The organism is Gammaproteobacteria bacterium (ex Lamellibrachia satsuma) (assembly GCA_019623805.1).
GTDB lineage: Bacteria > Pseudomonadota > Gammaproteobacteria > Chromatiales > Chromatiaceae > QGON01.
On record CP053680.1, the window covers coordinates 1,370,214 to 1,396,471 of the forward strand.

The 26,258-nt window shown below is 54.2% G+C and carries 22 protein-coding genes; 1 reads left to right on the forward strand and 21 read right to left on the reverse strand.

From position 1 onward, the window contains the following. Positions 1–7 precede the first annotated feature (7 nt). The 21 genes from fliS to HPY30_05845 form a co-directional block, all read right to left on the reverse strand. The gene (gene fliS, locus HPY30_05745; GenBank protein QYZ65528.1) at positions 8–442 is read right to left on the reverse strand and encodes a flagellar export chaperone FliS; all 435 of its coding nucleotides are present in this window, start codon (positions 440–442) and stop codon (positions 8–10) included. A gap of 102 nt (positions 443–544) precedes the next feature. Next, positions 545–1,894: a flagellar filament capping protein FliD gene (gene fliD, locus HPY30_05750; protein QYZ65529.1), complete on the reverse strand. Its 1,350-nt coding sequence runs from the start codon at positions 1,892–1,894 to the stop codon at positions 545–547. A 178-nt stretch (positions 1,895–2,072) separates the two neighbouring features. Beyond that, positions 2,073–2,531, reverse strand: coding sequence for a flagellar protein FlaG (locus HPY30_05755; protein QYZ65530.1), 459 nt, complete (start codon positions 2,529–2,531; stop codon positions 2,073–2,075). Positions 2,532–2,609: 78 nt separating this feature from the next. Continuing rightward, positions 2,610–4,028, reverse strand: coding sequence for a flagellin (locus HPY30_05760; protein QYZ65531.1), 1,419 nt, complete (start codon positions 4,026–4,028; stop codon positions 2,610–2,612). 295 nt (positions 4,029–4,323) lie between these two features. Beyond that, on the reverse strand, positions 4,324–5,094 hold the full coding sequence (locus HPY30_05765; protein QYZ65532.1) for an HDOD domain-containing protein: 771 nt from the start codon (positions 5,092–5,094) through the stop codon (positions 4,324–4,326). Positions 5,095–5,192: 98 nt separating this feature from the next. Beyond that, on the reverse strand, positions 5,193–10,100 hold the full coding sequence (locus HPY30_05770; GenBank protein ID QYZ65533.1) for an EAL domain-containing protein: 4,908 nt from the start codon (positions 10,098–10,100) through the stop codon (positions 5,193–5,195). Between the two features lie 8 nt (positions 10,101–10,108). Next, the gene (locus tag HPY30_05775) at positions 10,109–10,693 is read right to left on the reverse strand and encodes a YfiR family protein (protein QYZ65534.1); all 585 of its coding nucleotides are present in this window, start codon (positions 10,691–10,693) and stop codon (positions 10,109–10,111) included. 35 nt (positions 10,694–10,728) lie between these two features. Beyond that, positions 10,729–12,747, reverse strand: a complete 2,019-nt coding sequence (locus tag HPY30_05780; protein QYZ67929.1) for a TonB-dependent receptor — start codon at positions 12,745–12,747, stop codon at positions 10,729–10,731. A gap of 181 nt (positions 12,748–12,928) precedes the next feature. Further along, complete coding sequence (gene flgL, locus HPY30_05785; protein QYZ65535.1) at positions 12,929–13,846, reverse strand: flagellar hook-associated protein FlgL; 918 nt, start codon at positions 13,844–13,846, stop codon at positions 12,929–12,931. A gap of 5 nt (positions 13,847–13,851) precedes the next feature. Then, complete coding sequence (flgK, locus tag HPY30_05790) at positions 13,852–15,846, reverse strand: flagellar hook-associated protein FlgK (GenBank protein ID QYZ65536.1); 1,995 nt, start codon at positions 15,844–15,846, stop codon at positions 13,852–13,854. A 49-nt stretch (positions 15,847–15,895) separates the two neighbouring features. Further along, positions 15,896–16,840 carry a flagellar assembly peptidoglycan hydrolase FlgJ gene (gene flgJ, locus HPY30_05795; GenBank protein ID QYZ65537.1) on the reverse strand — a complete coding sequence of 315 codons (945 nt, stop codon included), beginning with the start codon at positions 16,838–16,840 and terminating at the stop codon, positions 15,896–15,898. A 2-nt stretch (positions 16,841–16,842) separates the two neighbouring features. Continuing rightward, a complete protein-coding gene (locus tag HPY30_05800) occupies positions 16,843–17,967 on the reverse strand; it encodes a flagellar basal body P-ring protein FlgI (protein QYZ65538.1) in 1,125 nt (374 codons plus the stop codon). A gap of 17 nt (positions 17,968–17,984) precedes the next feature. After that, positions 17,985–18,698, reverse strand: coding sequence for a flagellar basal body L-ring protein FlgH (gene flgH, locus HPY30_05805; protein ID QYZ65539.1), 714 nt, complete (start codon positions 18,696–18,698; stop codon positions 17,985–17,987). 14 nt (positions 18,699–18,712) lie between these two features. Next, positions 18,713–19,498 carry a flagellar basal-body rod protein FlgG gene (flgG, locus tag HPY30_05810; protein QYZ65540.1) on the reverse strand — a complete coding sequence of 262 codons (786 nt, stop codon included), beginning with the start codon at positions 19,496–19,498 and terminating at the stop codon, positions 18,713–18,715. Between the two features lie 190 nt (positions 19,499–19,688). After that, positions 19,689–20,429 carry a flagellar basal body rod protein FlgF gene (locus HPY30_05815; GenBank protein QYZ65541.1) on the reverse strand — a complete coding sequence of 247 codons (741 nt, stop codon included), beginning with the start codon at positions 20,427–20,429 and terminating at the stop codon, positions 19,689–19,691. Positions 20,430–20,441: 12 nt separating this feature from the next. Further along, positions 20,442–21,713 (reverse strand): flagellar hook protein FlgE, encoded by a 1,272-nt coding sequence (gene flgE / locus HPY30_05820; GenBank protein QYZ65542.1) that lies wholly within the window; start codon positions 21,711–21,713, stop codon positions 20,442–20,444. A 37-nt stretch (positions 21,714–21,750) separates the two neighbouring features. Continuing rightward, positions 21,751–22,422: a flagellar hook assembly protein FlgD gene (locus HPY30_05825; GenBank protein QYZ65543.1), complete on the reverse strand. Its 672-nt coding sequence runs from the start codon at positions 22,420–22,422 to the stop codon at positions 21,751–21,753. Between the two features lie 10 nt (positions 22,423–22,432). Then, on the reverse strand, positions 22,433–22,846 hold the full coding sequence (gene flgC / locus HPY30_05830) for a flagellar basal body rod protein FlgC (GenBank protein QYZ65544.1): 414 nt from the start codon (positions 22,844–22,846) through the stop codon (positions 22,433–22,435). A gap of 2 nt (positions 22,847–22,848) precedes the next feature. Beyond that, positions 22,849–23,238: a flagellar basal body rod protein FlgB gene (flgB, locus tag HPY30_05835; GenBank protein QYZ65545.1), complete on the reverse strand. Its 390-nt coding sequence runs from the start codon at positions 23,236–23,238 to the stop codon at positions 22,849–22,851. Positions 23,239–23,458: 220 nt separating this feature from the next. Beyond that, entirely contained in the window at positions 23,459–24,298 is an 840-nt protein-coding gene (locus HPY30_05840) for a protein-glutamate O-methyltransferase CheR (protein QYZ65546.1), read from the reverse strand. A gap of 18 nt (positions 24,299–24,316) precedes the next feature. Then, on the reverse strand, positions 24,317–25,249 hold the full coding sequence (locus tag HPY30_05845; protein ID QYZ65547.1) for a chemotaxis protein CheV: 933 nt from the start codon (positions 25,247–25,249) through the stop codon (positions 24,317–24,319). A 222-nt stretch (positions 25,250–25,471) separates the two neighbouring features. Here HPY30_05845 and flgA point away from each other — a divergent pair, with 222 nt between their 5' ends. Next, a complete protein-coding gene (gene flgA, locus HPY30_05850) occupies positions 25,472–26,206 on the forward strand; it encodes a flagellar basal body P-ring formation protein FlgA (GenBank protein QYZ65548.1) in 735 nt (244 codons plus the stop codon). Positions 26,207–26,258: the final 52 nt, after the last annotated feature.

Genomic DNA, 26,258 nt, shown 5'->3' on the forward strand with positions numbered 1-26,258 from the left:
TAGAACACTAGGCTGCGGAATGGGCTTTATCGGAGAGCTTGGGCGCCCTTTTCACATCTTCCGGGATCGCATCCCATGCGGACTTGATCTCCAGCAGCAACCCACTGACCTCATCAAGGATCGCCTGATCATTGGTTAGATTGGATTCTGTCAGACGGCGCACCATATATTCATACAGGTTATCGAGGTTGGCGGCTATCTCACCACCCGCCTTGAGATCCAGACTGCCTCGCAGTCCGTTGATGATGGAAATCGCCCAGGTGATGTGCCTGCCTTTGGGTTCGGGTTCACTACGATCCATATGACCCTTGGCGATGGCTATCTTATCCAGCGCGCCTTCCATCAACATCTGCACCAAACGGTGAGGCGTTGCATAGTCCACCTCGGACCCTGTCGCCACGCTACCGTACTGCTGTGCCCCGCGCTTGTGATTCAAGCTCATTATAAAATCCTCGAACTGTTTTTTTGCTTTTGAACAGTATATTTATCGGTAGGATGCGTGGATTCTTGACCTGTTTCCACCATCAATCCAAAAATAAAATCACTAATTGTTTCGAGACGAACTCAAGTCCTGTAGTCCTGCCAGTTGCTGAGCCAGAAAATCGCTAGTCGCCGAAAGTCGTGACATCAAAGTATCCAATCCGGAGAATTGTGCCAAATATCGCGCCTCAGTCTGGACCAGACGATACTCCATGGACTCCCGCTGATCCTGCAGATTTTCAACCCTGGCATTAAGACCATCTTCACGCGCGTTGATCAAACCTTCAGGATCAAGCATTTCCTCTACGAGAGCATCGAGCCGATATGCCACTCCCTGATCATCGTCGGAGAAGAGTTTGGTAACTGAATCAAAATCACTCTCCAATGCATCCGTCAAGGCAGAGGCGTCCAGCTGGATACTGCCATCTTTCTGAAATGAGATGCCGATATTGGAGGCGTAGCTATAGGCCCCATCAACATCCACTTTAGAGCCAATCATTGAGGATATCTGCTGCTCCAGCATACGCAGAGTGCCGTCACCTGAGAGTTCACCACCACCAAGGGCCGTTAGGGTATCGCGCAGACTATTGTAGGCATCAACAAAGCTCTGCACTGTGTTCTGCACCACGCCGAAGTCCCGATCAACATTCAACGACACTTCATCAACACTGGTAGACAGCAACTCCAGTGTAACGCCCTGTATAGCGTCCGAGATACTGTTACTGCTACGGGTGATGGTGTAAGAATTATCCACAAGCAGTTGTGCGTCAGCGGCTGCCTGTGTCTGGGCCATCGTCAGTGGATCGGCAATGGAATTGCTGCCGCTGTCGGCAAAGGAGAGCGACATGGCATTCTCCAGACCGGTTTTTTCACTGGTCAGGGTAAGATAGAAACTGCCGCTGTTTTCCTGGATGATCCCGGCGCTAATACCGCTATTGTCGGTAGCTTCATTGATCGCCTGTTCTATCTCACTGAGGGTTTTACCACCGATGTCTACGGTGAACGAATCGGTACCGATTGTCAGCGTCATAGTATCGCCGGCATTACCGACAACCGTGGTGTCACTATCCGCAAAGGACGCGGATCCCATCTTGTGAGCCTCAGCCAGATTCTGTACAAGAATATCGTAGCTGCCAGCTGCAGCATCATTATCGGCCTTGGCAGTAAAGACCGCCTCATTCCCACTCTTCGCACTGAAGAGGTCGATATCTGTAAATCCGTTGAGTTTACCCACTGTGTCCTGAAACGATGCCAGTGAGCTGCGTAACTGGCCAAAGGCGCTGATCTGGGTTAGATATCCCGCCTCTTTGGCCTGAAGATTCTGGATAGGGGCCTGCTCCAGGAGCATTAACTGGTCAACGATAGCGCTAACGTCGAGTCCGGAACCCAGACCTGGTGAGGAAATGGTTGGCACGTTTGCCTCCCCGTCAGCTTGGCTGGCTCAACCGACATATCGACCAGAAGTCAGCACAAACTTCAATAAACACTCCATCGAGAACCAGACCCATAGGAGGGTCTCTCCTAACTGTCTGGTTTTCGACACTCTATGAGAAACATGCAATCTCCATGCCTGAATTTTCAGGATAGGGACATCATGCACTGGTTTCCATCAGTAGTCCTACCGATTGCTCACGACCCGCCTTACCATCAACTTTGGCACTGGCGACATCGATGGCTTCCTGCATGTGTTTGGCCAACGCCAATACCTCTTCCGAGGGTATCTGGCGAATCAGATCACCGGATTGTCTATCCATTACCCGAACCACTGTTTTGCCACTGTCTTCGTCCAGGTCGAACTGCAACTCACGCTGCAACACCTGGGCAAAATCCTGCATCTGGCTGACAGCGCCTTTAAGCACTTCCGACGAAACAGCAGCAGACCTCTCCTCAACCGCTTTCGGTTGAAGAGTAGCAGCTGCCGGTTCATTGCCGGGGATGGAGCCGACCACCTTCAGAGGCTGGGGGGTGCCACTTTCCGTAGCACGACGTATATCTTTCCCAGAATCCTTAGTCGGTAGAGCCCCTACTGTGATTGTCATGTCCGTAGCCATGGCCTTCACCTCATGTTAATACTTTGGTTCAACTACCGTCCGAAATCGAAACCGGACGGTAGCTGGGGCTTGTTACCGTTACTGCAGGAGCGACAGGACCATCTGCGGCTGAGAATTAGCCTGGGACAGCATCGCCACACCCGCCTGCTGCAGGATCGACGAACGCGTCATGTTGGCTGTTTCAGCGGCAAAGTCCGCATCCATCACCCGCGAACGTGCAGCGGAGACATTTTCCGAAACATTCTGCAGATTGGAGATGGTAGAGGACAGACGATTCTGCACCGCACCCAGATCAGCGCGGGTGTCGGCGATGAACTGCAGCGCGCCATCGATGATATCGATGGCCGTCTCAGCGCCTGACTGGCTGCCTACATCAACCGTACTCACGGCTGTCAGCGCACTGCTGCCGGTAGCAGCACCTAATATCGTGGCGAGACCACCTTCTGCATCTTCAAAGGAGAAGGCGCCGGGAGCCGACATGGTAACCGCACCATAAACCGTACCGGAGGCTGCTGCAGCTACAGCGTTACCGTCCATCGTCAGGGCCGGAGCACCAGCACCATTGGTGATAGAAACATCGTAACCCTGCTCATTCACCATGGTAATGCTAGCGCCACTTGAGACAGCGGTGATACCAGTAGTGGAAGCCTTGGCGTTGATCGCATCGGCGAGACCGGATAGATCTGCAGCACTGACCACATTGGCTGCGATGGTGACAGCAGCACCTTCATTCTTGCCTTCAAGGGTAAAGGAGACAGAACCTGCGGCGGCGGTCAAAGTCGCTTCGGTGCGGGCATCCGAGCTCACACCTGTCGAGGATTGGACGGCGTTGATGGCATCAGAGATAGCCTTGGCACTTGCGCCCAGTGCGGTGGCAGCGGTAGTGGCGGAACCGGTGGTACCGACTATAGTCAAACCATCGGCATCTGCAGCCAGGGCGTTGGTTGCGGCAGCATTGTAGCCTTCGGTTGAAGCCACCTGATTGGTGCCCATATCGGCAGCAGATGCAGCACCGATGGAGACACTGATGGTCTCGTTGGCGTTGGCGCCAACATGGAACTTCTGTGAGGAGAAGGTACCATCAAACAGATTCTTGCCGTTGAAGGTGGTGGTGGACGCGATACGGTCCAGCTCCGCCTGCATCTGCACAATTTCTTTCTGCAGGTTGGCACGGTCTGCCGCACCGTTGGAGTCATTCGCTGATTGCACCGAAAGCTCACGCATACGCTGCAGGATATTGGTGGACTCCTGCATTGCCCCTTCAGCGGTCTGCGACAGGGAGATCGCATCGTTTGCGTTACGTACCGACTGGTTCAGACCACGTACCTGGGAAGACATACGGTCGCTGATCGCGAGACCCGCCGCGTCGTCTTTCGCGCTGTTGATGCGCAGACCGGACGAAAGTCTTTCCATGGAGGTTGAGAGAGAGTTTTGGGTGCCGTTCAGATTGCGCTGTGCATTCAACGACATAATGTTTGTATTGACGACCATTGCCATGATTGCTTCTCCTTTCCACCCGGCGATGTCTTGCATCGAGCCTGGGCGTTAGGTTGATATTTAGCGGATATACTGTCGAATTCGACTGTATTTACCGCTTCCGGTTTCTGTAACGGCAGCGGCTAAGGGAACTTGAGGGATTTTTCAAAAATTGTCCGGCCACTATAGACGCCAGAAAAACAGATATAACCTATTGTTGTTAAATGAATATTTTTTAATTGCGCGAATAACAAACCAGCAATCGCCCGTCAACACGAGAATTTTGTTCTCACATGAGTGAGTCCGTTTCACCCGGTCAGCCGTTGAAAAGCGTTTTTGCCAGCTCCTGGGTTCTCTCAAACTGTCGATCGATCTGTTGGACAACCTTTTCAGCTGCCGGGACTGTTATTCCCAACCTCTCCAGACGGCTATCCGTGGCAGACCAGGGCGTCTCCTGCTGCACAGCGGTTACCAGAGAAACCGCCACGCCTATCAGAGTGGCGGTTTCCCAGTAACCACCTTGGAAGGCGGACTCAGGATAGTGGGCCATCGCAGTTACAAGCTGTTCAGGAAGATGCCAGGTACCCCCCAAATATCCGCCGGCATAAACATCGTCGAAACCAATCAATCCGGTAAGGGCCTGACTCAGTGAGACGGAATCGTTCTCTTCAATGATCGTGTAGGCCTGATCCACCTCATCCGGCAGCTGATCCGTCAACCAAAGCAGTCCCAGACTGTGCAACAGACCAGCGGTACGAGCTGCAGAAGATTCAAGATTATCCACCGATGAAGCCACCGGCGCTAACCAGGACGCCGCGTCAGCGGTCATGAGCGCGCGCGTCCAAAAAGATTCCGTGTTGAATCCGGGGCAGCGGCTCGGATCGAAAGGAGAGGCGACGGCCAAGGCGATACTGGTACTTCTGACCACACCAAAACCCAGCCTGGAACAGGCCATTTCCAGCGCAGTAATGGTGCTCACTGGGGAAGACCAAGCCGAGTTGGCCAGCGCGATAAGACGTCCTGCAATGGTGGGAAAGCGCTCGATGATCTGCGCAAGTTCAGAGAACTCGATATTTTCGTCGGTCAATGCTTTTAACAAATATGATGCGCCAGGTGGCAAAACAGGGACTTGCCTGCGGCTCAATCTATCGAAGATGGATATTTCAGCACTCTCTACCACCATTGTTATTGATTCACTATAGGAAATGGAAGAACAGCCGCCTCTTCATCCCGCTCTTCCGGCAGGAAATGTTTTTGTGCCAGTGCCGGAATCTCTTCCGGAGGGACGGGGCGGCTGAAAAAATATCCCTGAATGGTATCGCAGCCGATTCCACTCAGCACCTTCACCTGCTCTTCCGTCTCGACGCCTTCCGCGATGACACTGTGACCAAGCGCACGGGCCACCCCAACGATGGTACCCAGCAGGATAGAGGACTCAGGATCCTTCAGCATGTCGGTAATGAACAGACGATCTATCTTAAGACAGGTGATCGGTAGATATTTAAGCGAGGCCAGGGAGGAGTAACCCGTGCCAAAGTCATCGATGGCGATTTTCAGACCCATCTCCCGCATGTTTTTAAACACAGAAAGATTTTCACCCGTGGTCTGCACCACGCTTTCGGTGACCTCCAGTTCAAGATTCTCGGCCTGCCAACCCGTCTCCCGCAGAATCTGTTCAACGGTAGTCACAATACCCGGATCCTGGATATGGGTCGGAGAGATATTCACCGACATCTGAAATAGAGGCAGCCCCATATCCTGCCAGGCTGCAGCCTGCTTGCAGGCAGTGCTCAGCGCCCACTCTCCCAACGTCTTGATCAAACCGATGCGTTCCGCAACGCTGATAAATTCCCCTGTTGAGATCATACCCTTGGTGGGGTGTTGCCACCGTGCCAGCGCTTCGACCCCAATCAGACGGCCACTTTGCACATCGATCTGAGGTTGGTAATAGAGCTCCAGTTCACGCCGTTCAAGCGCCAGACGCAGGTCCTGTTCAATCTGCAAACGGTGCTCGGCCTGAGTGGTCAACTCGGGCTGGTAGAATGTATAGCGATGCTTGCCCTCCTCCTTGGCAGCATACATGGCGCTGTCGGCAGCCTTCAACAGGGCCTGCAGATTTTCACCATCCTGCGGGAAGTGGGCAATACCGATACTGCATCTTGGCCGAATCTGCTGCAAACCCAGATCCACCGGCTGGTTGGTCTCCTGCAGACAGCGGCTGGCAACGTCAGCAGCGTCATACTCATCAGTGACATGGTCCACCAGGATGCAGAAGTCATCACCACTCAGACGGGCCACGAAATCAGCACCCCGCAAAACTTTTTGCAGTCGCTGGGCAATGACCTTGAGCAGCTGATCGCCAATATCATGACCCAGACTGTCATTCACATCCTTGAAGCCATCAAGATCCAGGTACAACAGAGCAAAACGTTCCTTGCGCCGATGCGCTGCCTTGATAACATCTTCCAGATGTTTGTAGAAATAGGCCCGGCTTGCCAAGCCTGTCAGTTCATCGGAATAAGCCAGCTGACGGATACGCCTTTCGGATACTCTCTGCTGGGTGATGTCCTGAACCGTTCCCAGCACCACACCGTCCGCATCCGGTGCAAGATCCAGTTCCTGATGTACGATCACTGACTTATTGTTTTCGGTGAGTAATCGGTAATCGGTAGGATGCAGTGGCGCACCATCCACCACGGATGAGATGTTATCGCGGATAAAAGTCCGGTCATCCGGATGTATTCGATCCAGATATCCACCCAGATTATTACAGCAGGCAACCTGGGAGGCCCCCAGCATTTTGGCCAGCTGCTTTGAAATCACCAGCTCATCGCGCTTTGCATCCCAGCGCCAATATCCCAGGGCGGCCATACGTTGTGCGCTGGCCAATTGCTCCTGGCTTTCGTGCAGTTCCTTGGAGTCCCGGGCAGCCCTGAGTTGAAAACGTATCCGGTGACTCAAAACATTGTAGTTAACCGGCTTGGTGATAAAACCGTCCGCGCCGGACTGGAAGGCCTGATTGACGGTTTCCATATCCTCCAGACCAGTGACCATGAGGATGGGGATAGTTCTAAATTCTCGCCTTTTCCTCAGGCGCCGACAGACCTCAAAGCCATCCATGCTATCCATAAGGGCATCGAGCAGGATGATATCCGGTATATTTTTTGCTGCCTGCTCAAGACACTCTTCTCCGCTCGGCGCCTCATCAACCTCGAAACCGACTGCGCTCAATGCCTCATGGGTAGTAATACGGAAATTTGAATCATCATCCACCAGCAAAATTCGTTCTCCACTCTGGTGAACCGTGGTAGCAGTAGCGAGGGTTTTTTGGGATTGCTCAGTTTCAGTGCACAGTGCATCGAGAATACTAGGCAACATGGCTTCAATGCTATCCACCAAATTGGGCGCAGTTGACAAATTCTTTTCGGCGGCTGCGGTCTCGAGCTGTTGGCAGTGTCGGGAAAAAAACATTGCCCCCAAATTTGCACTACTCGATTTCAGGCTGTGGACAATCCCCCTGAGGCTCTCTGCATCATTATGTTCAAGCGCCTGGCGAAGCCTGGCAACATCATCAGGGGCCTGTTTTAGAAAGTGATTGACAGATTTCCCCAACACATCCCTTCCGCTCATTTCGCCCAACTGACGCAGCTGCGCCAAGGGGGCGGGATCGAGAACAGGAGAGTCTGAGACTTTCCCGGAAAGAGATGTCTCGCCGGTTTCCGCTTGCTCCGTGACTTCAACCTTAAGCCATTTTTTCAACAGCTCCGACAAGCGCTTCTGACTGAAAGGTTTACTCAGATAGTCATTCATGCCGGCAACTTCACACTGTTCCTGAATGCCTTTCTGTACATCCGCAGTAAGTGCCACAATCGTAACCGGCTTTTGCCTCTTCTCCTGCTCAATGAGACGAATCTGACTGGTGGCGCTGAAGCCATCCATCTCCGGCATGTGGCAGTCCATCAGGATCAGATCATAGGTGTTTCGGGTAGCAGCTTCGACAGCTTCAAGACCATTCCCGGCCAAGTCCATCTCGCAGCCCAGCGCCAACAACATGGTGATGGCCACCTCCTGGTTCACCAGATTATCCTCAGCCAGGAGAATCTTCCCATTCAGTTTTTCAGTAGTCTGACTTGCGTTGGCAACGGTGGCGACTTGTTCACCCATAACCTCCCGCAGGCACAGCAGCAATTGCTGTTGGCGTACAGGTTTCTGTAGATGGCGGGCAATACCACACGCCTGGGCCATCGACGATTCCGCATCGAATTCTGTCGAACTGAGCATCACCAGATGTGGCGCGGGTATGGACGAGTCATTGCGGATTGCACGTGCCAGTTCAAAGCCATCCATCTCCGGCATGTGCCAATCAAGCAGCACAATCTGGTAGGGGTCATCTCCGTCGGCGGCCTGACGCAGCCGTTCGAGCGCCTGTCGCCCTGAGTCAACACTGCCGTTCCTCATGCCCCAGGCGATGATCTGGTTGTGGAGAATCTCCCGGTTCGTAACGTGGTCGTCAACGATAAGAACACGGACACCTTCCAGGATATCGTGGTTCGGCGTTTGAGACCGTTCCTCTATTGCGGCCTCAAGTTCTATTTTGAAACTGAAATGCGCACCCTCCCCTGGCGCACTTTCAACCTCAATGGTGCCGCCCATGAGCTTGACAAGGCGACTGGCGATAGCCAGACCAAGACCCGTGCCACCAAACCGCCGTGTGGTGGAGCTGTCAGCCTGGCTGAAGGCATTGAAGATTTCACCCTGCTGCGAAATGGGAATACCGGGGCCGGTATCAGAGACTTCGAAGGCTATCTGCAGGCTGTTGACATGCCGTTCGCTGGTTCTTACCCAAAGACGCACCTCACCCCGTTTGGTGAATTTCACGGCATTTCCCAACAGGTTAACCAGAATCTGCCGTAATCGCACGGCATCGCCCCGAACCCATCGGGGCAAGTCAGGTGGCAGATTGGGAATCAGTTCAAGCCCCTTGCGATGGGCCTGGTTGGCCACCAGCTCCAGGGTGTCTTCCAACAGAGTTCGAAGATCGAAATCCTCTGTATTGAGTTGCAGTTTATCGGCCTCGATCTTGGAGAAATCGAGGATGTCATTGATAACCCCCAGCAGAGACTCTGCAGAACGATGAGCGGAATCCGCCAGACGGTGAGCACGCACGTCCAAACCGGTATCCAGCAACAGCTCCGTCATACCCAGCACACCGTTCATGGGCGTGCGAATCTCATGGCTCATGGTGGCAAGAAATTCGCTCTTGGCCCGACTGGCAGCTTCTGCTGCCTCCTTGGCCTCCTGCAGACTTGCCGTGCGCTCAGAGACCTTCTGCTCCAGCCCCTCCCGGTAGGAAGACAGCTTTTTTTCACGCTCTTCAATCTGCTCCAACATGCTATTGAAGCGTTCGATGAGTGTGCCTATCTCATCGTTGTCGCCAGGCTGCAGCCGCAGACTGAAATTCTTCTGATCTGCGACATCCTGCATGCCGTTGACCAGGTTATTGATAGGACCCGAGATACGGCGTTGCATGGAGTATGAGAGAAGGTATACCCCCAGCATGATGCAGATCAGCAACAATCCCGCAATCTGCAGATTATCGCCGATACTGTCGTAGAGAGGAGTCAGACTCGCTTCAATGAACAGGTAGCCGATGACTTCATCATCCAGGGTAATGGATTTCAACAGATCCAGATCATCCCAGGTAAAACGGTGTTCTGACTCGCTCAACTGGCTCAGTTCTCTAAATACGGCCGTATCTTTTCCCATATGGGCTGCCACTTCAGGATTTAGCGCATAAGAGGCAAACACTTGCCAATCACTCTGATAGAGAACAGCACCTTGTATTGTCTTCTCTGCATCCAGGAACTGCAGCAGTTTATGCGCCGTCTTCGGGTCATCGAAAAAGAGCGCCGCAGTAGAGTTGCTACTGATGAAGTCCGCCAGCACGGAAATGCGCTCAACCAATGCCTTACGGTAGGAGACGACTTCCATGGCCATATGGCTGACAGAGACAATCAACAGAGCGATGCCGCTGATCAACAGGATCATCCGTCTGATCTTTTGTGCGATGTTGATGTTACTGAGAAAATCCATTGTTCTGCTTAGTTGTCCGGTGAATCCAAAACCGTAGCCAAATCCAAAAGAGGAGCTGCAATCTTCAGGCCTGACCTTCTGGCGCTCTCAAGGTTGATCAGGAAACCAATGCGTTTATTGCCACGGGTGAACTCAATGATGCCGCCCTGTTCTGCAAAACCTTCTGTATCACCCAAGGTCAGTATCGGCCGGCCTTTCAATTTCTGAAGGATGGCCCCCATAAAGGCCCGTTTGGATTTGCTGATAAAAACCACCTTACAGCTATCACCAATGGACTCGGACTGGGTAAAACGGCGAACCCGCACTGTCCGACCGGCAGCCTTACGCTGCTCCAGGGCATCAAGAGCCGAGCCGAAAACGTCCTCACCCAGCACACAGATGCCAAAACTCCCGGACTTGTCAGTGCCCGAGGGGGTAGGCCATTCAACGAATTTACTCAGTTTGTAGACCAGCGCGGCCTTGAGCTTGTATTCCGTGTTGGGGGGAGCCGCAATAAGCTGCAGCGGCAACAGCACCATCAACAGCCACAGACAGCACAGTCTGAGCCTTGGCAGCCATTGGGGTGCAACTTGTGAGGGTAATTCAAGCATCATGCTTTAGAACCATTCGGCATCCAATCCGGCGTTAATCAGAAATCCACACGTACCTGGCCATAGACCGCGCGTTCCATCTCAGTCTGAATGAAGTAGAGATCTCCAACATACTCCGGGTGATGGTTGTCCTGCAGGTTTTGCCCAACCAATGAGAGTTCCAGATTATTCTGCGGGCGCCATGCGAGCCGGGCATTCATACTGATGTAAGCGCTGACAGGAATATCCACTGTCATACTGGGTCTTTTCAAATCACCCACATAGTAGGCCCAGAGATCCAACGATACGTTGTGACCAAGATCCATCAATGAACGCAGAGACATTTGATGTTTTGGGCTGCCGCCGTTACCGACGAGAGCCTGGTCTTCCTCAAAGCTGGAGACCTGGATAAAGCTGTAGTTGGACAGCAGCCGCCACCACTCCAGCGGTCTCCAGTCCACAGCCAGTTCCAGGCCATAATTGTGAGCAGAGAGGTTGTTACTATACCTGAGGTCCGTGAGAGGATTTGCGGGATCGATATCCTGGAAACTCTGGAGGTTGTCATAGTCGTTGTAAAACAGTGCCAGATCGAAGGAGATATTCTCTCTGGGCTGCAGTCGATAGCCGATCTCGTAGGCCAACAGCGCTTCGGATCCGAAGTCTTCATTGCCTATGGCGTGGATCTCTGCGGGAGGAAACGGGTGCGGAAGCGGTACGACTGTGGCAATGTTAGATGAGCCAGATTCAAGGCTGGATGGTGTTCTTACCGCCCGGGAGACCGCCCCCCACAAGGTGCTGCGGTCATCCGGCAGCCAGACCAGGCGGGCGCTGGGTTGCACCTCAAGGCCGGTGAAATCCGTATGCTCGAATTTCGAGCCCAGGGTCAGGCGCAGGGTTTGCGGCAGCAGTTCGATCTCATCCTGCACAAAGGCACTGTAGAGATTCAAACTGTTGGGATAGATAGCGATCATGTAGGTATTATCAAACGCCTCTTCTATATGACGATAACCCAAACCCCAGATGATATCGTGACTCTCAAATGCCCTGAACTGATGCTGAAAGTCCAGATCCAGGGTGTCGTGGCTCTGTTTGATATACCCCTCTGAGCGTTCGGTATGGTCATAATAGAGCTGTAGTGCGGTACTGGCCTGTGCAGAGAGTTGGTGGTTCCATTTACCCAACAGGTTCCAGCCGGAAGAGTCGACCTTGTCCGGCGTGTTCGCCGCCAGAAAGGTGGGGGCGAATACGGCATTGGCCGGGTCGCTGGGATCCATCCAGAAATTGACCTTCTGATTCTCATCGGCATCGTAGAGATCCCCCTGAAGACTCCAACTGTCGACCTCTGTGGCTTGGCCATCAACACGAAAACCGCCACGCAGACTTTTCCAGTCATCCCCCGCATCACCGTAGATGTCGGAAGCATAGGATTTGTCCCGGTCGTTGTATTTCAGGTAGAAACGGGCATAGGTATCCGACGCCACTTCAGCCCCATAACGCAGGCTGGCGAAAGACTTCTCCTCATTTCCTGCACCGGCCACCAGCAAGCCGCCCTGGGTCTCTCCCGCATGCCTGGTGATGATATTGATCACACCGTTTACCGCATTGGCGCCCCACACCGTCGCACCGGGACCACGGATGACTTCAATGCGATCGATATCTTCCAGCAGGGTGTCCTGGGCATCCCAGTAGACCCCGGAAAAAGTTGGAGTGTAAACCGATCGCCCATCGATCATCACCAACAGTTTGTTGGCGAATTGACCGGTGAACCCACGACTGCTGATAGCCCATTTATTGGCATCGATTCGGCCCACCTGGATACCAGGCGCCAATCTTAGTGCCTCGGGAATACTGGTGACGCCGGAGCGCCGGATATCCTCCTGGGAGATGACAAAAACCGCTGCGGCCACCTCGTTAAGTCGCTGTTTTTTCTTTGAGACTGAGGTGACCTCCATGGATAGCAGGTCTTCCAGATCCAGTTCCAAATAGGACTCCAGCGACTCTTCAGCTGAGACCGGAGCGGATAGCAGAACGGATGACAAAAGAGAGGACAGGAGCAGTTGGCGCTCGTCATGAAACATCGACATTTTCAAAACACTCATTGCGGGGCTCTTTTCCAGCAGGCCTGAACGGGGCATAACCGATCGACTGGTTGCCAATCACCTTGTTCTATCGGCTGAGTGCAGAATTTCTTTACAAATAAGCGAGTCCGCCACAAGCAGACGGAGTGGTTTATGCATGGTGCGCATGGCGCACCAAACGCTATAGGTAGTTGAACAGAGACAACCCCTGGAGCTTCACAAAAGACTGCTGGGCCGCCTGCAATACCAGTAGCTCTTGCTGATAGCGGCTCAGGGCTTCGGCCATATCCAGATCCTCCACTTCAGACTGCGCAGTCTTCATGGTTAACAGAAAATCCTCATTGACCGTGGACTGTTCCTCTATCGCGTTCAGCCGCGTACCGACTGTCGCCCGAACATTTGTGGTGTGTACCTGCCCGATCTGGATATCATCCAGCAGCGCTGCGTTGGGGGAATCGGCTTCCAACCCGGTGGCGATCTGATGCACCGTCTCGAACAGATTTCGTTTGACGGGAAGAGGTGGCGTGGTGCTTGTGTCGAGATTCATGAAAACATCGAAGCCGTTGTCCCTGTCCTGAATCCTGCGATCAGCAGCAATCTGCAGCTGTCTTGACCCCATGTCACCACTATAGGCATAGGTGCCATCCACCGGATTGCTGAAAGGCGGCTGATCTGCATTGTAACCGGCAAAGATATACTCGCCGTTACTATCCTTGGTGTTAGCCAGGGAGAGCAGCTCATCATTAAGCAGGCGCACCTCGGTGGCTATATCCCTGCGTTGGTCCTCGGTAAGTATGTCATTCTGGCCCTGGATCGCCAGTTCGTGAACCCGCTGCAAAATATTGCCGGTGCTTGCCAACACTGTTTCTTCCAGCTCAAGACGCGCACGGGCACGGTCAGCGTTGTCCTGGTATTGATCAACCTTGCTGATGGAACTCTTCAGATCGAGCAGATAAGCAGAACCTGCTGGATCGTCTTTGGGACTGAGGATACGTTTTCCGGATGAGATCTGATCCTGGGTATTACTCAGTTTAGTCTGCTGCTCCAGCATACTGCTGATACCTTTATCAAACAGCATGTTGGTGGAGATGCGTAACATATCAATTACCTCCTGACTGCGCTGAGCAGGGTATCGAAAAGACTTGAGGCCACCGAAATTACCTGAGCCGATGCCTGATAGGCCTGCTGGAACTGCACCAGCTTGGCCGCCTCTTCATCGAGATTGACCCCGGACACTTCATCCAGAGCCGCCTTGCTTCGTTCCAACAATCCCTCCTGGGCAGCCAGGTTCATCTCAGCGTGGTGTGTTTTTGCCCCCAGGTCGGAGACCATCTGGGAATAGGCCTCCCCGAAGGTTGCGGTACCGCCAAACAGGGTATCCATCCCCTGAAGACCCGCCATCGTCAATGCATTGCGATTGTCACTCTTACCGTCAGTGTTGTTGCCCACGGTGAACTGATCCCCCACTACCGGCGTACCGGAGATGGAGAAGGAGATGCCGCCAAAGGCATCGAATTGGCTAACCTTGGCCGTCACCGGAAAAGACTTGCCGGTACTTTCTGTGACCGGGTCATAGAGGATGTAATCATTGGGCGCGCCTACTGGCCCGTTGGCAACGGTAAAACCCGGATTGCCCGCACCATCCACATCAGCGACAAAGGTGAACTGCATCGCGGCACCGTAAGGCAGTCCATTCGTATTCGAAACCACCGGCTGGCTCATTACCGCATCACCGCCGTTGGCAGGATTGCCGTTGGCATCGGTAAGGGGCTGGCTCGACAGGCGGCTGGCAGCTGCCAGTTTGTCCGTATCGTGAATCAACAGATCAAAACCATCCGCGCCGTCGCGGGTGGGACGTATCTGAAAACTGTCACCTACCGCAACACCTGCCGAATCAATACTCAACGAGAATCCGTCCTGATCGTAGGTAAAGGGCGAGGCGCCTCCAGTGTTGATGTTGAACGTCTGATTATCGGATTGGCGCGTTAGTGTGTAGGTATTCAGTGCCGTATATTGCAGCGTGTAATCGCTGGCGGTCAGATCTCCCACATTGGTATAGGTGGCGCTCACCGCACCACCCGCATTGCCGGCATTGGGAAGAATTTCGACGCTGCCCAGGGAAAACAGATCGGCACCGGCCAATCCATCCAGATCTAGCCCCAACGCGTGCTGGCTGTTCAATTCGTCTGCGATGCCCAGAGCAACAAGCCCCAGACGATTCTGCGCAGGATCAAGAATGTCGTCGCGAAAACCGAGCAGACCACCCAGTTGACCGCCGGTAATATGGTCGGTAACCACTTGGGTACCGTAAGCAGTGGTAAACACCAGATCCCGCTGGTCCGGATCACCATTGCTGTTCTGAGTTGACAGCGTCGCCGCCTGGGTATCCATCACCAGCGCCTGTCCCTTGCCGATAAAGACATTCATGGAACCGTTATTCTGTTCGAGCACCTGTATGTCGACCAGTTTTGATAACTCATCGAGCATCTGATCACGCTGATCCAGCAGATCATTCGGCAGCGCTGAGAGTCCACTGTTAGAGGCGTTTGCCACCTTCACATTGAGTTCTGCGATGGATGTAGCCAGGCGATTGACCTCATCGACCGCAAAGTCGAGTTGATCGTTCAGGCGGCTGCGCACCGCCTCTATCTCACCGTCGATATAGTGAAACCGATCCACCAGTGATTCAGCTTCCGCCAATACCAGTTGGCGTGCCGGGACTGCTGAAGGATCATCAGCCAGCCCCTGGACGGCATCAAAAAAGTCCTGCATGGCCGGTCCCATACCGAGCGCCGAATCGGCCACCAGATTGTCCAGCCGCAAGGCGGAGTTGTAGTAGACATCAAGCTCTTCCGTGGCGGACTGACTGCGCCTGACCGAAGTGGAGAGAAAGTTATCGTACTGACGGTCGATACCGGCCAACTGGACACCTGAACCGTTCCAGCCGGTTGTGTTATAGCCGGTATTGCGGGTCGAAAAGTCCACCTGCTGACGGCTGTAGCCCTCAGTGTTGACGTTGGCGATGTTGTGGCCAACGGTATTCAACGCCTGCTGATTACTCAGCAGGGAAGAAACACCAATCGACAGAATACCGCTCATCTCATTTACCTCACATCCGCCGGAATTCCGTACGGAAACACTCGAAACTTTATATCGGCCTGTGGACTGACTCCTTGAGTCCCGCCACCGCCTGCTTCATCTCGCTACCCTGCATCACCCGCATGATCTTCTCGGCATAAGCCGGATCTGTGGCATAACCCGCCTGCTGCAGCGCACCGAAATAGGCTTGGCTATCGTTGGTATTCCCCAACGCCTCTGCATAACGGGGGCTTTTCCGCAGAAAGGCCACATAATCCTGAAAACTCTCATCAAAGGAGTCATAGGCCCGGAATGACTCGCGGCGTTTTACCGCCACGCCATCGACATACTCCAGGGTCTCGACCCTGACCCGGTCACCGTCCCAACGCTGATCCGCCTTGATGCCAAAAAGATTGTGGCTGCTGCGACCATCGCCAGCCTGCATCACATGACCACCCCAGCCCGACTCCAATGCCGCCTGGGCCAGCAAGGCCTGCGGCTCCAGCCCCAGTGAGGCCGCCGCATCCGCCGCCGGTTGCCACAAACCCTGCACGAAGGTTTCTGGAGAATCTATATTGAGGGCAGTTTCCGGGGTTGCCGGGGTCTGCGGCAATTCAACCGGAGAGGGAGCAAGGGACTTCAGCTGCGGCAAAGGTACTGCAGCCACGGTCGTCCTGTTGCGATAGAGATCAAGGCCGAAACCGGCCTCTCCCTGCGCCTGCGCCGGGGCACCTAACTGCTGCTTGAGCATCTTACCGATCCCCAGTCCACCACTCTCCGCCATATGCACCGAGAGTTGCTGGTCATACATCTCCTGATAAAACTTGGTGCGCTCACTGTCGAACAGCCCGTCACCAAAGCTGGCCTGCCGCATCTGCTTCACCATCATCTGCACAAACAGGGATTCAAACTGACTCGCCACTCTGTCCAGAGAGCCCGCCTCGTCCTTTCGGGCCTGATGTTTCAGATCAGCCAATCCCTGAAAGTCGGTGTAGATGCTCGGGTTTACCTGCATGATCAGATCACCAGCAGTTCAGCACGCAAGGCGCCAGCCTCTTTCAGCGCTTCAAGGATAGCCACCAGATCGCTGGGGGCCGCCCCCACTTCATTGACTGCACGCACCACTTCATCCAGAGAAACTCCGGGATCGAAGAGAAACATATGGTTGGCCTCTTCGGCCACCTCCACATCGGTTTGGGGGACTACCGCAGTCTCTCCCCCGGAGAAGGCGCCGGGTTGGGAGACCTCGGCATTCTCACTGATGCTGACCACCAGGTTGCCGTGGGAGACGGCTGCAGGATAGACCCGTACCTGACTGTTTATCACCACGGTGCCGGTGCGGGAGTTGATAATCACCTTTGCCGGCGCACTGCCCGGCTTCACTTTCAACTCCTCCAGCATGGCAATGAAACTCACCTTCTGTCCGGGATCCATGGGGGCGTTGACCTTTACAGAGGTAGCATCCAAAGGTTTTGCGGTGCCGGGACCTATGGCCAGATTGATCGATTCCGCCACCCGCATCGCTGTGGTGAAATCGCCGTCATTGAGATTGAGGGTGATGCTGCGTCCCTTGCCAAAGTGGTTTACCACCTCGCGCTCCACCGTGGCACCATTGGGGATGCGCCCGGCACTGGGAATATTCACCGTGACTTTCGAGCCATCCTGTCCGGAAGCGGTCAGTCCGCCCACCACCAGGTTGCCCTGCGCCAAGGCATAGTTGCGGCCATCCGCACCTTTCAGCGGCGTCATCAACAGGGTACCGCCACGCAAACTCTGGGCATTACCCAGGGATGAGACCGTGACGTCGATCTCCTGACCGATCTTGCTGAAAGGGGGCAGATTGCCGTGCACGATAACTGCCGCCGCATTCTTGGGTTTGATCTTGACCCCAGGCGGGATCTGCACCCCGAACTGGGTCAACATATTGCGCAGACTGTTGAGGGTATACGGCGAGTCGGTGTCCTTGTCACCGGTGCCATTCAATCCCACCACCAGGCCGTAGCCGATCAGCTGATTGAGGCGTACTCCCGAGATGGAGGTGAGATCCTTGATTCGTTCGGCAGCCACCGGAGTGGCAATCAACCATGCGGCAGCTATCAGCAGCAGGGTTCCATTGCGGAATAAAGTTCTTTGCAGGGTCATTTTACTCACCACATCGATTAGAAAGGCATCAAAGCACTGTTGAAGAAACGCGCCAGCCAGCCCATGGAACTGGTATCCGCGAGGGCGCCGTCACCCACGTAGATAATGGTCGGGTCGGCTATACGGGTCGACTCGACAGTATTCTCCGGCGTGATATCCATCGGACGCACGATGCCGGAGAGGCGGATATATTCGTTTCCCTGATTGATACCGATGCGCTTTTCGCCCCGGATCATCAGATTACGATTGGGCAATACCTCGATCACGGTCACCGTGATATTGCCGGTCAGCGCATTACTCTGGGATGAACTGCCCTCTCCCTTGAAGTCGTTGGCGGAAGAGGTACCGAAAGCCAATGAATTGTTATCATTGCTGGCCAACGGGATGACGCCCGGCGCGCTGAACTGCACTGTGGAGCCGAGGATCGTGGGATTGCCTATATCATTCTTCGTACTCTTCTTGGCGTTGGTCTTGGCCGATTTATTGGCGGAAGTGTTTTCTGACAGCGTCACCGTCAAGAGATCGCCGACCCGGCGCGCGCGCAAATCCTCGAACCATGAAACCTCATGGCCATTTTGAAAGATGGAGCCGTTACCCTGGGGCATTGGCGGCGGCGCCACCGGGCGCACCGGTGCATAGTTGATATCCCGCACCGGCCCCTGGGTCTGGCAACCGGAAAGCAGCGTCAGTCCCAGCAACAGTGGCATCAGTCGAAAGAGAAGCACTTGCATCGTCTCACTCATCCTTAAAGCTGGTTGCTCACATAGGCCAGCATTTCATCGGTCGTGGAGATCGCCTTGGAGTTCATCTCGTAGGCCCGCTGGGTCTCGATCATGTTCACCAGCTCCTCCACTACGTTTACATTGGAACTCTCCAGCGCACCCTGAATGAGAGTGCCGGTACTGTCGGTGCCGGGTACCGCAGTATTGACGCCGCCGCTGGCATTCGTTTCACGGAACAGGTTGTCGCCGATAGGGGCCAGGCCCTGGGGATTGGCAAAGTATGCCAGTTCGATCTGCCCGATCTGGGTTGGCGTGGTATTGCCTGACTGCAGCGCAGAGACCACGCCATCGGAGCCCACCGTAATGCTGGTGGCATCAGTTGGCACCGTCATCGCAGGTTGCAGCTCGTAACCATTCGGCGTCACCACCACTCCATCTGCCGTAAGGCTGAAGGTACCGTCCCGACTGTAGACAATGCTGCCGTCCGGATGCAGGAGCTGGAAATAGCCTTTGCCCTGAACGGCCATATCCAGCGAATTGCCGGTCTGCACGATATTGCCCTGGCTGTGCTGCTTCTGTGTCGCCACGACCCTGACACCGGTGCCGACCATCAGGCCTGAAGGCAGTTCGGTGGTCTCGGATGACTGGGCGCCCACCTGGCGAAAATTCTGATAGATCAGGTCATTGAAGACCGCGCGATCCCGTTTGAAGCCGGTAGTATTGACATTGGCCAGATTGTTGGAGATCACAGACATATTCGTCTGCTGCGCATCCAGGCCGGTTTTTGCTATCCAGAGTGAGGGATACATGGTTGGTTCCTCGCTTCCCGTAATTTCAGTTTCAATCTGGAAGATGCAATTTCCTTGCCATATTCCTTATGTCAGTAGAAATGCATGGAAGTGTAAGGCTGTTTAAATCGTAGGAGCGGCGCCTCGCCGCGAGGGCGCGGCTCCTACAGCGTTCAGGAGCCGGAATAACAAAAAAGGCATTGTTGTGGGATCAACTCATGCGCAGTAACGCAGAACTGGCGCTGTCCATCTCCTCGGCAGTCTTCATCATCTTGACCTGCATCTCGAACTTACGTCCCAGCTCAATCATGTTTACCAACGCATCGGCCACGTTGACGTTGCCGCTTTCGATACCACCAGACACCAGCTCGATGTTTGCATCAGGCGGCAATTCCGCCGGTTCTCTCAGATGCAACAAACCATCTTCACCCTTTATCAGATCTTCTGAGGGCGAACTCACCAGCTTGATTCGGTCCACGATCGCCAGGGCCTCAGGCGTCGCCCCTTCCGGCAGGATGGTGATTGTACCGTCGTTGCCGATCTCGATCTTTTCGTGGGGCGGCAAGGCAATCGGCCCGCCATTGCCGATCACCGGCAAATCTTCGCCGTTTGTGAGAATGCCGTTGGCATCAACCTTCAGATCACCGCGCCGGGTATAGGCTTCAGTGCCATCCGGTGCCTGCACTGCGATATAGCCTTCACCCTTTATCGCCACATCCATGTCGTTGCCGGTAGACTGAATGCTGCCTCTGGTGAAGTCGATGGCAGATCGCTCATCCATGGCGTAGACACGGGTTGGATGACCGGGACCAAACACCGGCATGCTGCGGAACTGATTCAGATCCGCCATGAATCCCGGTGTATTGACGTTAGCCAGATTGTGGGAGTTGCTGGCCTGGGCCAGCAGAGTCTCCTTGGCCCCACTCATGGCGACAAACAACATACGGTCCATGATCTACTCCTGTTATCGGATATTGATCACTGTCTGGGTGATCGCATCCGCCGTGGTGATCACCTGCGCGTTGGCCTGAAAATTACGTTGCGCGGTAATCAGGTTGACCAACTGCTGGGCAATATCCACATTCGAGTTCTCCAATGCACCGGACTGGATAACACCGATTCCGGCAGAACCAGCCTCACCCAACTGCGCATCGCCTGAGGCAAAGGATTCCACCCAACTGGTATCACCAGCCTGCCGCAGTCCCTGCTCGTTATTGAAGTGGGCCAGCGCCACCTTGCCCAAGGCCTCTGAGCGGCCGTTGGTAAAGCGGGCAAAAACCACGCCATTGGCGTCTACATCCACCCCACTCAGGGTGCCCGAGGTGAAGCCGTTCTGGGTCAGTTCATTCACTGCAAAGCCCGCACCAAACTGGGTGGCATTACTGTAGTCGAAGGTCATACCGGTAATCGGCGCCGCACCCACCGCAGGGGTGAATGCACTCATGGTCACCTGCCCGGTGGCATCCACATCCCCGGCACCGGATATCAGCAGGCCGCTGGTATCGAAACGGAGATCCGCTTCAGGACTGCCATCCAATGCCGGAACATTTGCATTGTCTACAAAGGTATATGCACTCCACTGGTTGGGGTTTGCCGCCTCCTTTACGTAATACATGGACATCGTATGGGATGCACCCAGGGAGTCGTAGATGGTGGTTGCAGTGGAGTGGTTGTAACTACCCGCAAGTGGCGGAAAGACTGCCGCATTGAAGGGCGTGCCTGGCACCGGCTCCGCAGCATCCAGGTTGACTGTGGAAATCACGGCGCTGGTGGCCCCCGGATCACCAGAAACCACCGGCAGATTCAGATCAGTGGTGGTGCCGGTATTGAACAGCGTCCCGGCAGGATCCACCGGGGGAAAGACCTGCAGCCTTGATTGAGTATGGTTCACCACATATCCGTCACGATCCACGCTGAATGAGCCTGCCCGGGTGAAACTCCGGTCACCGTTTTCACTCTGCGTGACAAAGAAACCTTCACCGTTAAGTGCAAGATCTAGATTATTCGCAGTGAAATCGATACTGCCCTGTCCAAACTGCTGGGACACACCTGTCACACGCACACCACTGCCGGACACCGTGCTGCTCACGTCGCTGAGGGAATTGGCGTAGATGTCGGCAAACTCGGCACGTGACTCCTTGAAACCTACCGTACTGGCGTTAGCGATATTGTTGCCGGTCACCTCCAGATCAGTGGAGGCGGCATCCAGTCCGCTCAATGCAATTCGAAATGCCATGCTGTTTCTCCTTTAAAGGAATATCTGTTGTAACTGTTCAGAAAATCTGGGCCACATTGCTAAGGGAGATCTGCCCAAGCCCCTGGATGTTCAGGCCTATACCATTGGCGCCCCCCAGATTGACGCTGTCGACCTTGGCATTGAGGTAGACATAGGGAGAGAGCTCCGCATCATCCGCCGTGGCATGGGCGGTAATATCGTAGACGCCTTCCGGCATGTAGTTTCCTTTATCATCGTAGCCATCCCAGCTGAAGTTGATCTGTCCAGCAGACTGGGACCCAAGCTCAATCTCCCGCACAAGTGCGCCGGAAGCGTCGCTCACCCGCACCGTGAGATCAGATACTGAAGAGGGCAGTTCAGTAACACCCTTGACGCTGCCGCCATTGGAGAGCCAGCCGCTGTTGGTGGCGACGAGAACCTCATGACCCACCAGGTTGGCTGCCTGCAGCGCCTGACCTGAAGTCAGATCTGCACTCAGGCCAGCGAAGGAGCTGTTCAGATCCTCAACGCCCGAAACAACGGAGAATTGCGAGATCTGCGTTGCCAGTTGAGTGTTATCCATCGGTTTGGTGGGATCCTGATGATTGAGTTCGGTAATCATCAGGTTGAGAAAATCATCCATCCCCAGCTCATTGCTGTTGCTGGCCGGTTCCTGGGTCGTCAAACCCAGACCAGAGTAGATATCGTTGTCGGTTGAGATCGAATTCATCATAAACTCCTTACTGGCCCATACGGATTGTGGCGATGAGCATCTGTTTGGCGGCGCTGGCCACCTCGACATTGCTCTGATAGGAGCGGGAAGCGGAGATCATATTCGCCATCTCCTCCGCCATATTGACATTTGGACGGAAGATATAACCTTCTTCGTCGGCCAGAGAGTGGTTCGGCGCATACTCTTTTATTAAGGGCGCTTTACTCTCGACCACCCCGGCCATCTTCACGCCAACCGCTGGATTTTCACCACCCATATCATCAAATACCGCTTTGAAAACCGGCTGACGGGCCTTGTAGGTTTCACCGATACTGCTGCTGACGCTATCCGAATTGGCCATGTTGCTGGCCACTAAATTTAACCGCAGACTCTGCGCGCTCATACCGGAGGCGGCGGTATCAAAAACCTTGAACATGGACATGACTATTCACCTTTGATGGCCGACCGCAGGCCACTCACCTTACCGTTGAGAAAACGCAAACTCGCCTGGTACTCCACTGAATTTGAAGCAAACGCGGTGTGCTCCTGCTCCGTATCCACTGTATTGCCGTCCATAGATGGCTGGGTGGGAGAGCGATAGAGCATCTGGGCCGGCGGGATCAGGCCATTATCGGTCTGAATATGCTTGTTGCTGGTGGTCTGCATACGCACCGGCCCCTGCATCTCACCTGCAAGTACCTTGTGGAAATCGAAATCCCGCGCTTTATAACCGGGGGTGTCGGCATTCGCCAGATTGCTGGCGATCACCTCGGCACGGCGGGCACGCAACTGCAGGGCCTGTGGGTGGATCCCCAATGCGTCGTCGAAATTCATGAGCGGCTCCGTAGAAAACTGTTCACTACGGAAACTGCAGGGATCGTGCCAAGTTTCTTCCTGATCGCACAATTGTCAACGTAGGAGCGGCGCCTCGCCGCGATCAGGCTGCAGGCTTCGCGGCGAGGCGCCGCTCCTACGAAACCATAAACCGGAATACATTGAAATCAGGAAAAGCGGCAAACATCCGCCGCCGGGCGGCAAGGGTTGCCGGAATGGTTCAGTTCGATTTCAAGCGGTAGGCAATGGCGCCACCAACCATCTGCATCTCAAAACAATCGGTAATCTGTGTAAGGGATTCAGTAGAGCCCAGAAAGAGATAGCCACCGGGATTGAGGGACTGTGCCATGCGCTCCACAATCTTTTTCTTGAGGTCTGAGGAGAAATAGATCAGCACATTGCGGCAAAAAATAATGTCGAATCGTCCCAGTGACGCATAATTGCCGTTGAGATTGAACTCCCTGAACCTGACACATTGACGAATCTCCGGCTTGACCTCCAGACAACTGTTGTTTTCTCTGGCTATGAAATAGCGTTGTTGCTGCCGTGCATCCAGTCCCCGGCTGATGGACAAACCGCAGTAGATGCCCTGCCGCGCCTCTTCAAGCACTCTGCTGGAGATGTCTGTCGCCAGGATCTCGACCCCCCGATTACGGCGGCCTGGAGACTTTTTCCAGTGGTCCTGCACAGCCATACTGAGAGAATAAGGCTCCTGTCCACTGGAGCAGGCAGCAGACCAGACCCTGACCGGAGTGCCGCCCTTTTGATCGAGTTCAGGTAATATCTTTTCGCGCAGCATGCTGAAATGCCCCGGATCACGAAACCAGAAAGTCTCGTTGGTGGTCATCGCATCGATCACCCGAACCTTCAATACTCTCTGGCCTGGCGCCTTGAGCCGCTTGAGCAGTCCACCCAGGGAGCTCACCTCAAGCTCCGCCATCAAGCCGTTCAAGCGGCTGGCAACCAGATACTCTTTGCCGTCACCCAGCAAGATACCGCAGGCCTCTTGCAGAAAGGTCTGAAAGGCCAGATAGTCACGAGAGTCGATAGACGCTTTCAATGCGGTATCCCGAATCCTTCAATCCGTTGATGCTTCCTTTAAAGCCTGGAGACGTTCACCAACCATCGCCATCAACTCATCAGGTACAAACTTGGCTAGAAAGTGGTCTGCACCGACACGTTGCACCATCGACTCGTTGAAAACCCCACTCAGCGAGGAGTGCAGCACAACATGAAGTGAGGCCAGCTTCGGATCCTGCCTGATTGCCGTCACCAGCGCATATCCGTCCATCTTCGGCATCTCGATATCTGAGATAACCATCGCCAGACGGTCGGTAACCTCTCCCGGTTCCTCTGACCAGATCTGCAACTGTTGCAGTGCCTCTCTGCCATCTTTCTTGAGCACACATTCGATGCCGATCTGATCCAATACCCGCTTGATCTGCTTACGCGCCACCACCGAATCATCCACTACCAGAATCTGCTTCTGCAGATCAAATCCGGAGTTTTCCACCTCGCCGCTGGCCTCCTCCTCGATTTGGAGCACCTCACTCAGTACTTTTTCCACATCGAGGATTTCAACCAATTCACCATCCACCCGGGTGACGGCAGTCATATAGCTTCCCCTGCCAAGACCCACCGGCGGAGGCAGGATATCCTCCCAGTTCATATTCACAATTCGATCAACTGAGCCGACCAGAAAACCGAGCTGACGGCGATTGTATTCCGTCATTATCACAAAATACTCTTTCGGATCCCCCATCATCGGGCCGCCGATAGCATGCGCGAGATCCATCACTGGGATATTCGCACCCCGCAGATTTGCCACCCCCCGAATGACAGGATTCGCGCCAGGCACTTCAGTCAGCGGCGGGCAATGCACAACCTCTTTAACTTTAAATACGTTGATGCCAAAACGTTGATGCCCGGCCAGGCGAAACATCAACATCTCCAGCCGGTTCTGCCCCGCCATCTGGGTTCTGAGGTCGACACCATCCAGTACACCCGCCATATTTCCTCCTGAATCAAACTCTCGGGAATTTTGTGATTATCCTTCTATCTAGGAAGTGGCGGCTGCGGCAGCAATATCTTTAGTTTGGCAGGTCAAACCAGTGACAGTGCTGGTTTCGTAGGCTTGATCAAACGTAGCGGATCAGGCAAACGACCCCTTTAGATAAATACGGCACGGTTGTTGCTAAATTTTTATTGGGACAGCAAACAACCCGGACTTAAGATGAAAACAATCCCCAGCGACAATACCTTTAGATGGAGTACATTGACGCTACTGACTATCCTGCTCTGGAGCTTCAGCCAGGCAAACCTTGCGTCTATAGATCCTAAGCAGCAATCACACGCATCCATCCAGGATGCCGTGCGCATTTTTTTGCTGCATCAGACGGCAGACCTGCCGCAAAAGATCACCATCGAAGTGGCAAGGCTGGACCACCGTTTAAGGCTTTCCCTCTGCGGCGACGACCTCAAAACCTTCAATCCGCCAAGCGCAAAAAAACAGGGTAAAACCACGGTTGGTGTACGCTGCGCCAAACCAAAACCCTGGACACTTTACGTCTCAGCCAACATTGGTGTCACTGGCAGAATTGTGGCGGCAAAACGGGATATGGCCCGGGGTCAGGCCATCACCCTCGACGACGTGGTGCTGGTGGAGAGAGACCTCAACCACCAGCTGCGCGGACATTTCGATTCTCTGGATCAGGTGGTAGGCAGAACACTCAAACGCTCAATTCGCCGCGACCGGGTTGTCACACCCAATCTTCTGGTTGTAAATAAAACGATAAAACGGGGTGAGGAGGTCACTATCCTGGCCGGAAGCGGTTCCATCCAGGTGCGGGTAAAAGGAAGGGCGCTGTCCAATGGTAATCCCGGTGACCTGATCAAGGTACAGAATCTCGCATCGAAAAAGAAGCTGGAGGTTCGCATCCTCTCTGCCGGTCTTGTTAAGGCCGACTGACGCCAAAACTATTTTAATTCCTAACCAATCAATGAAACAAAAATAATCCTGA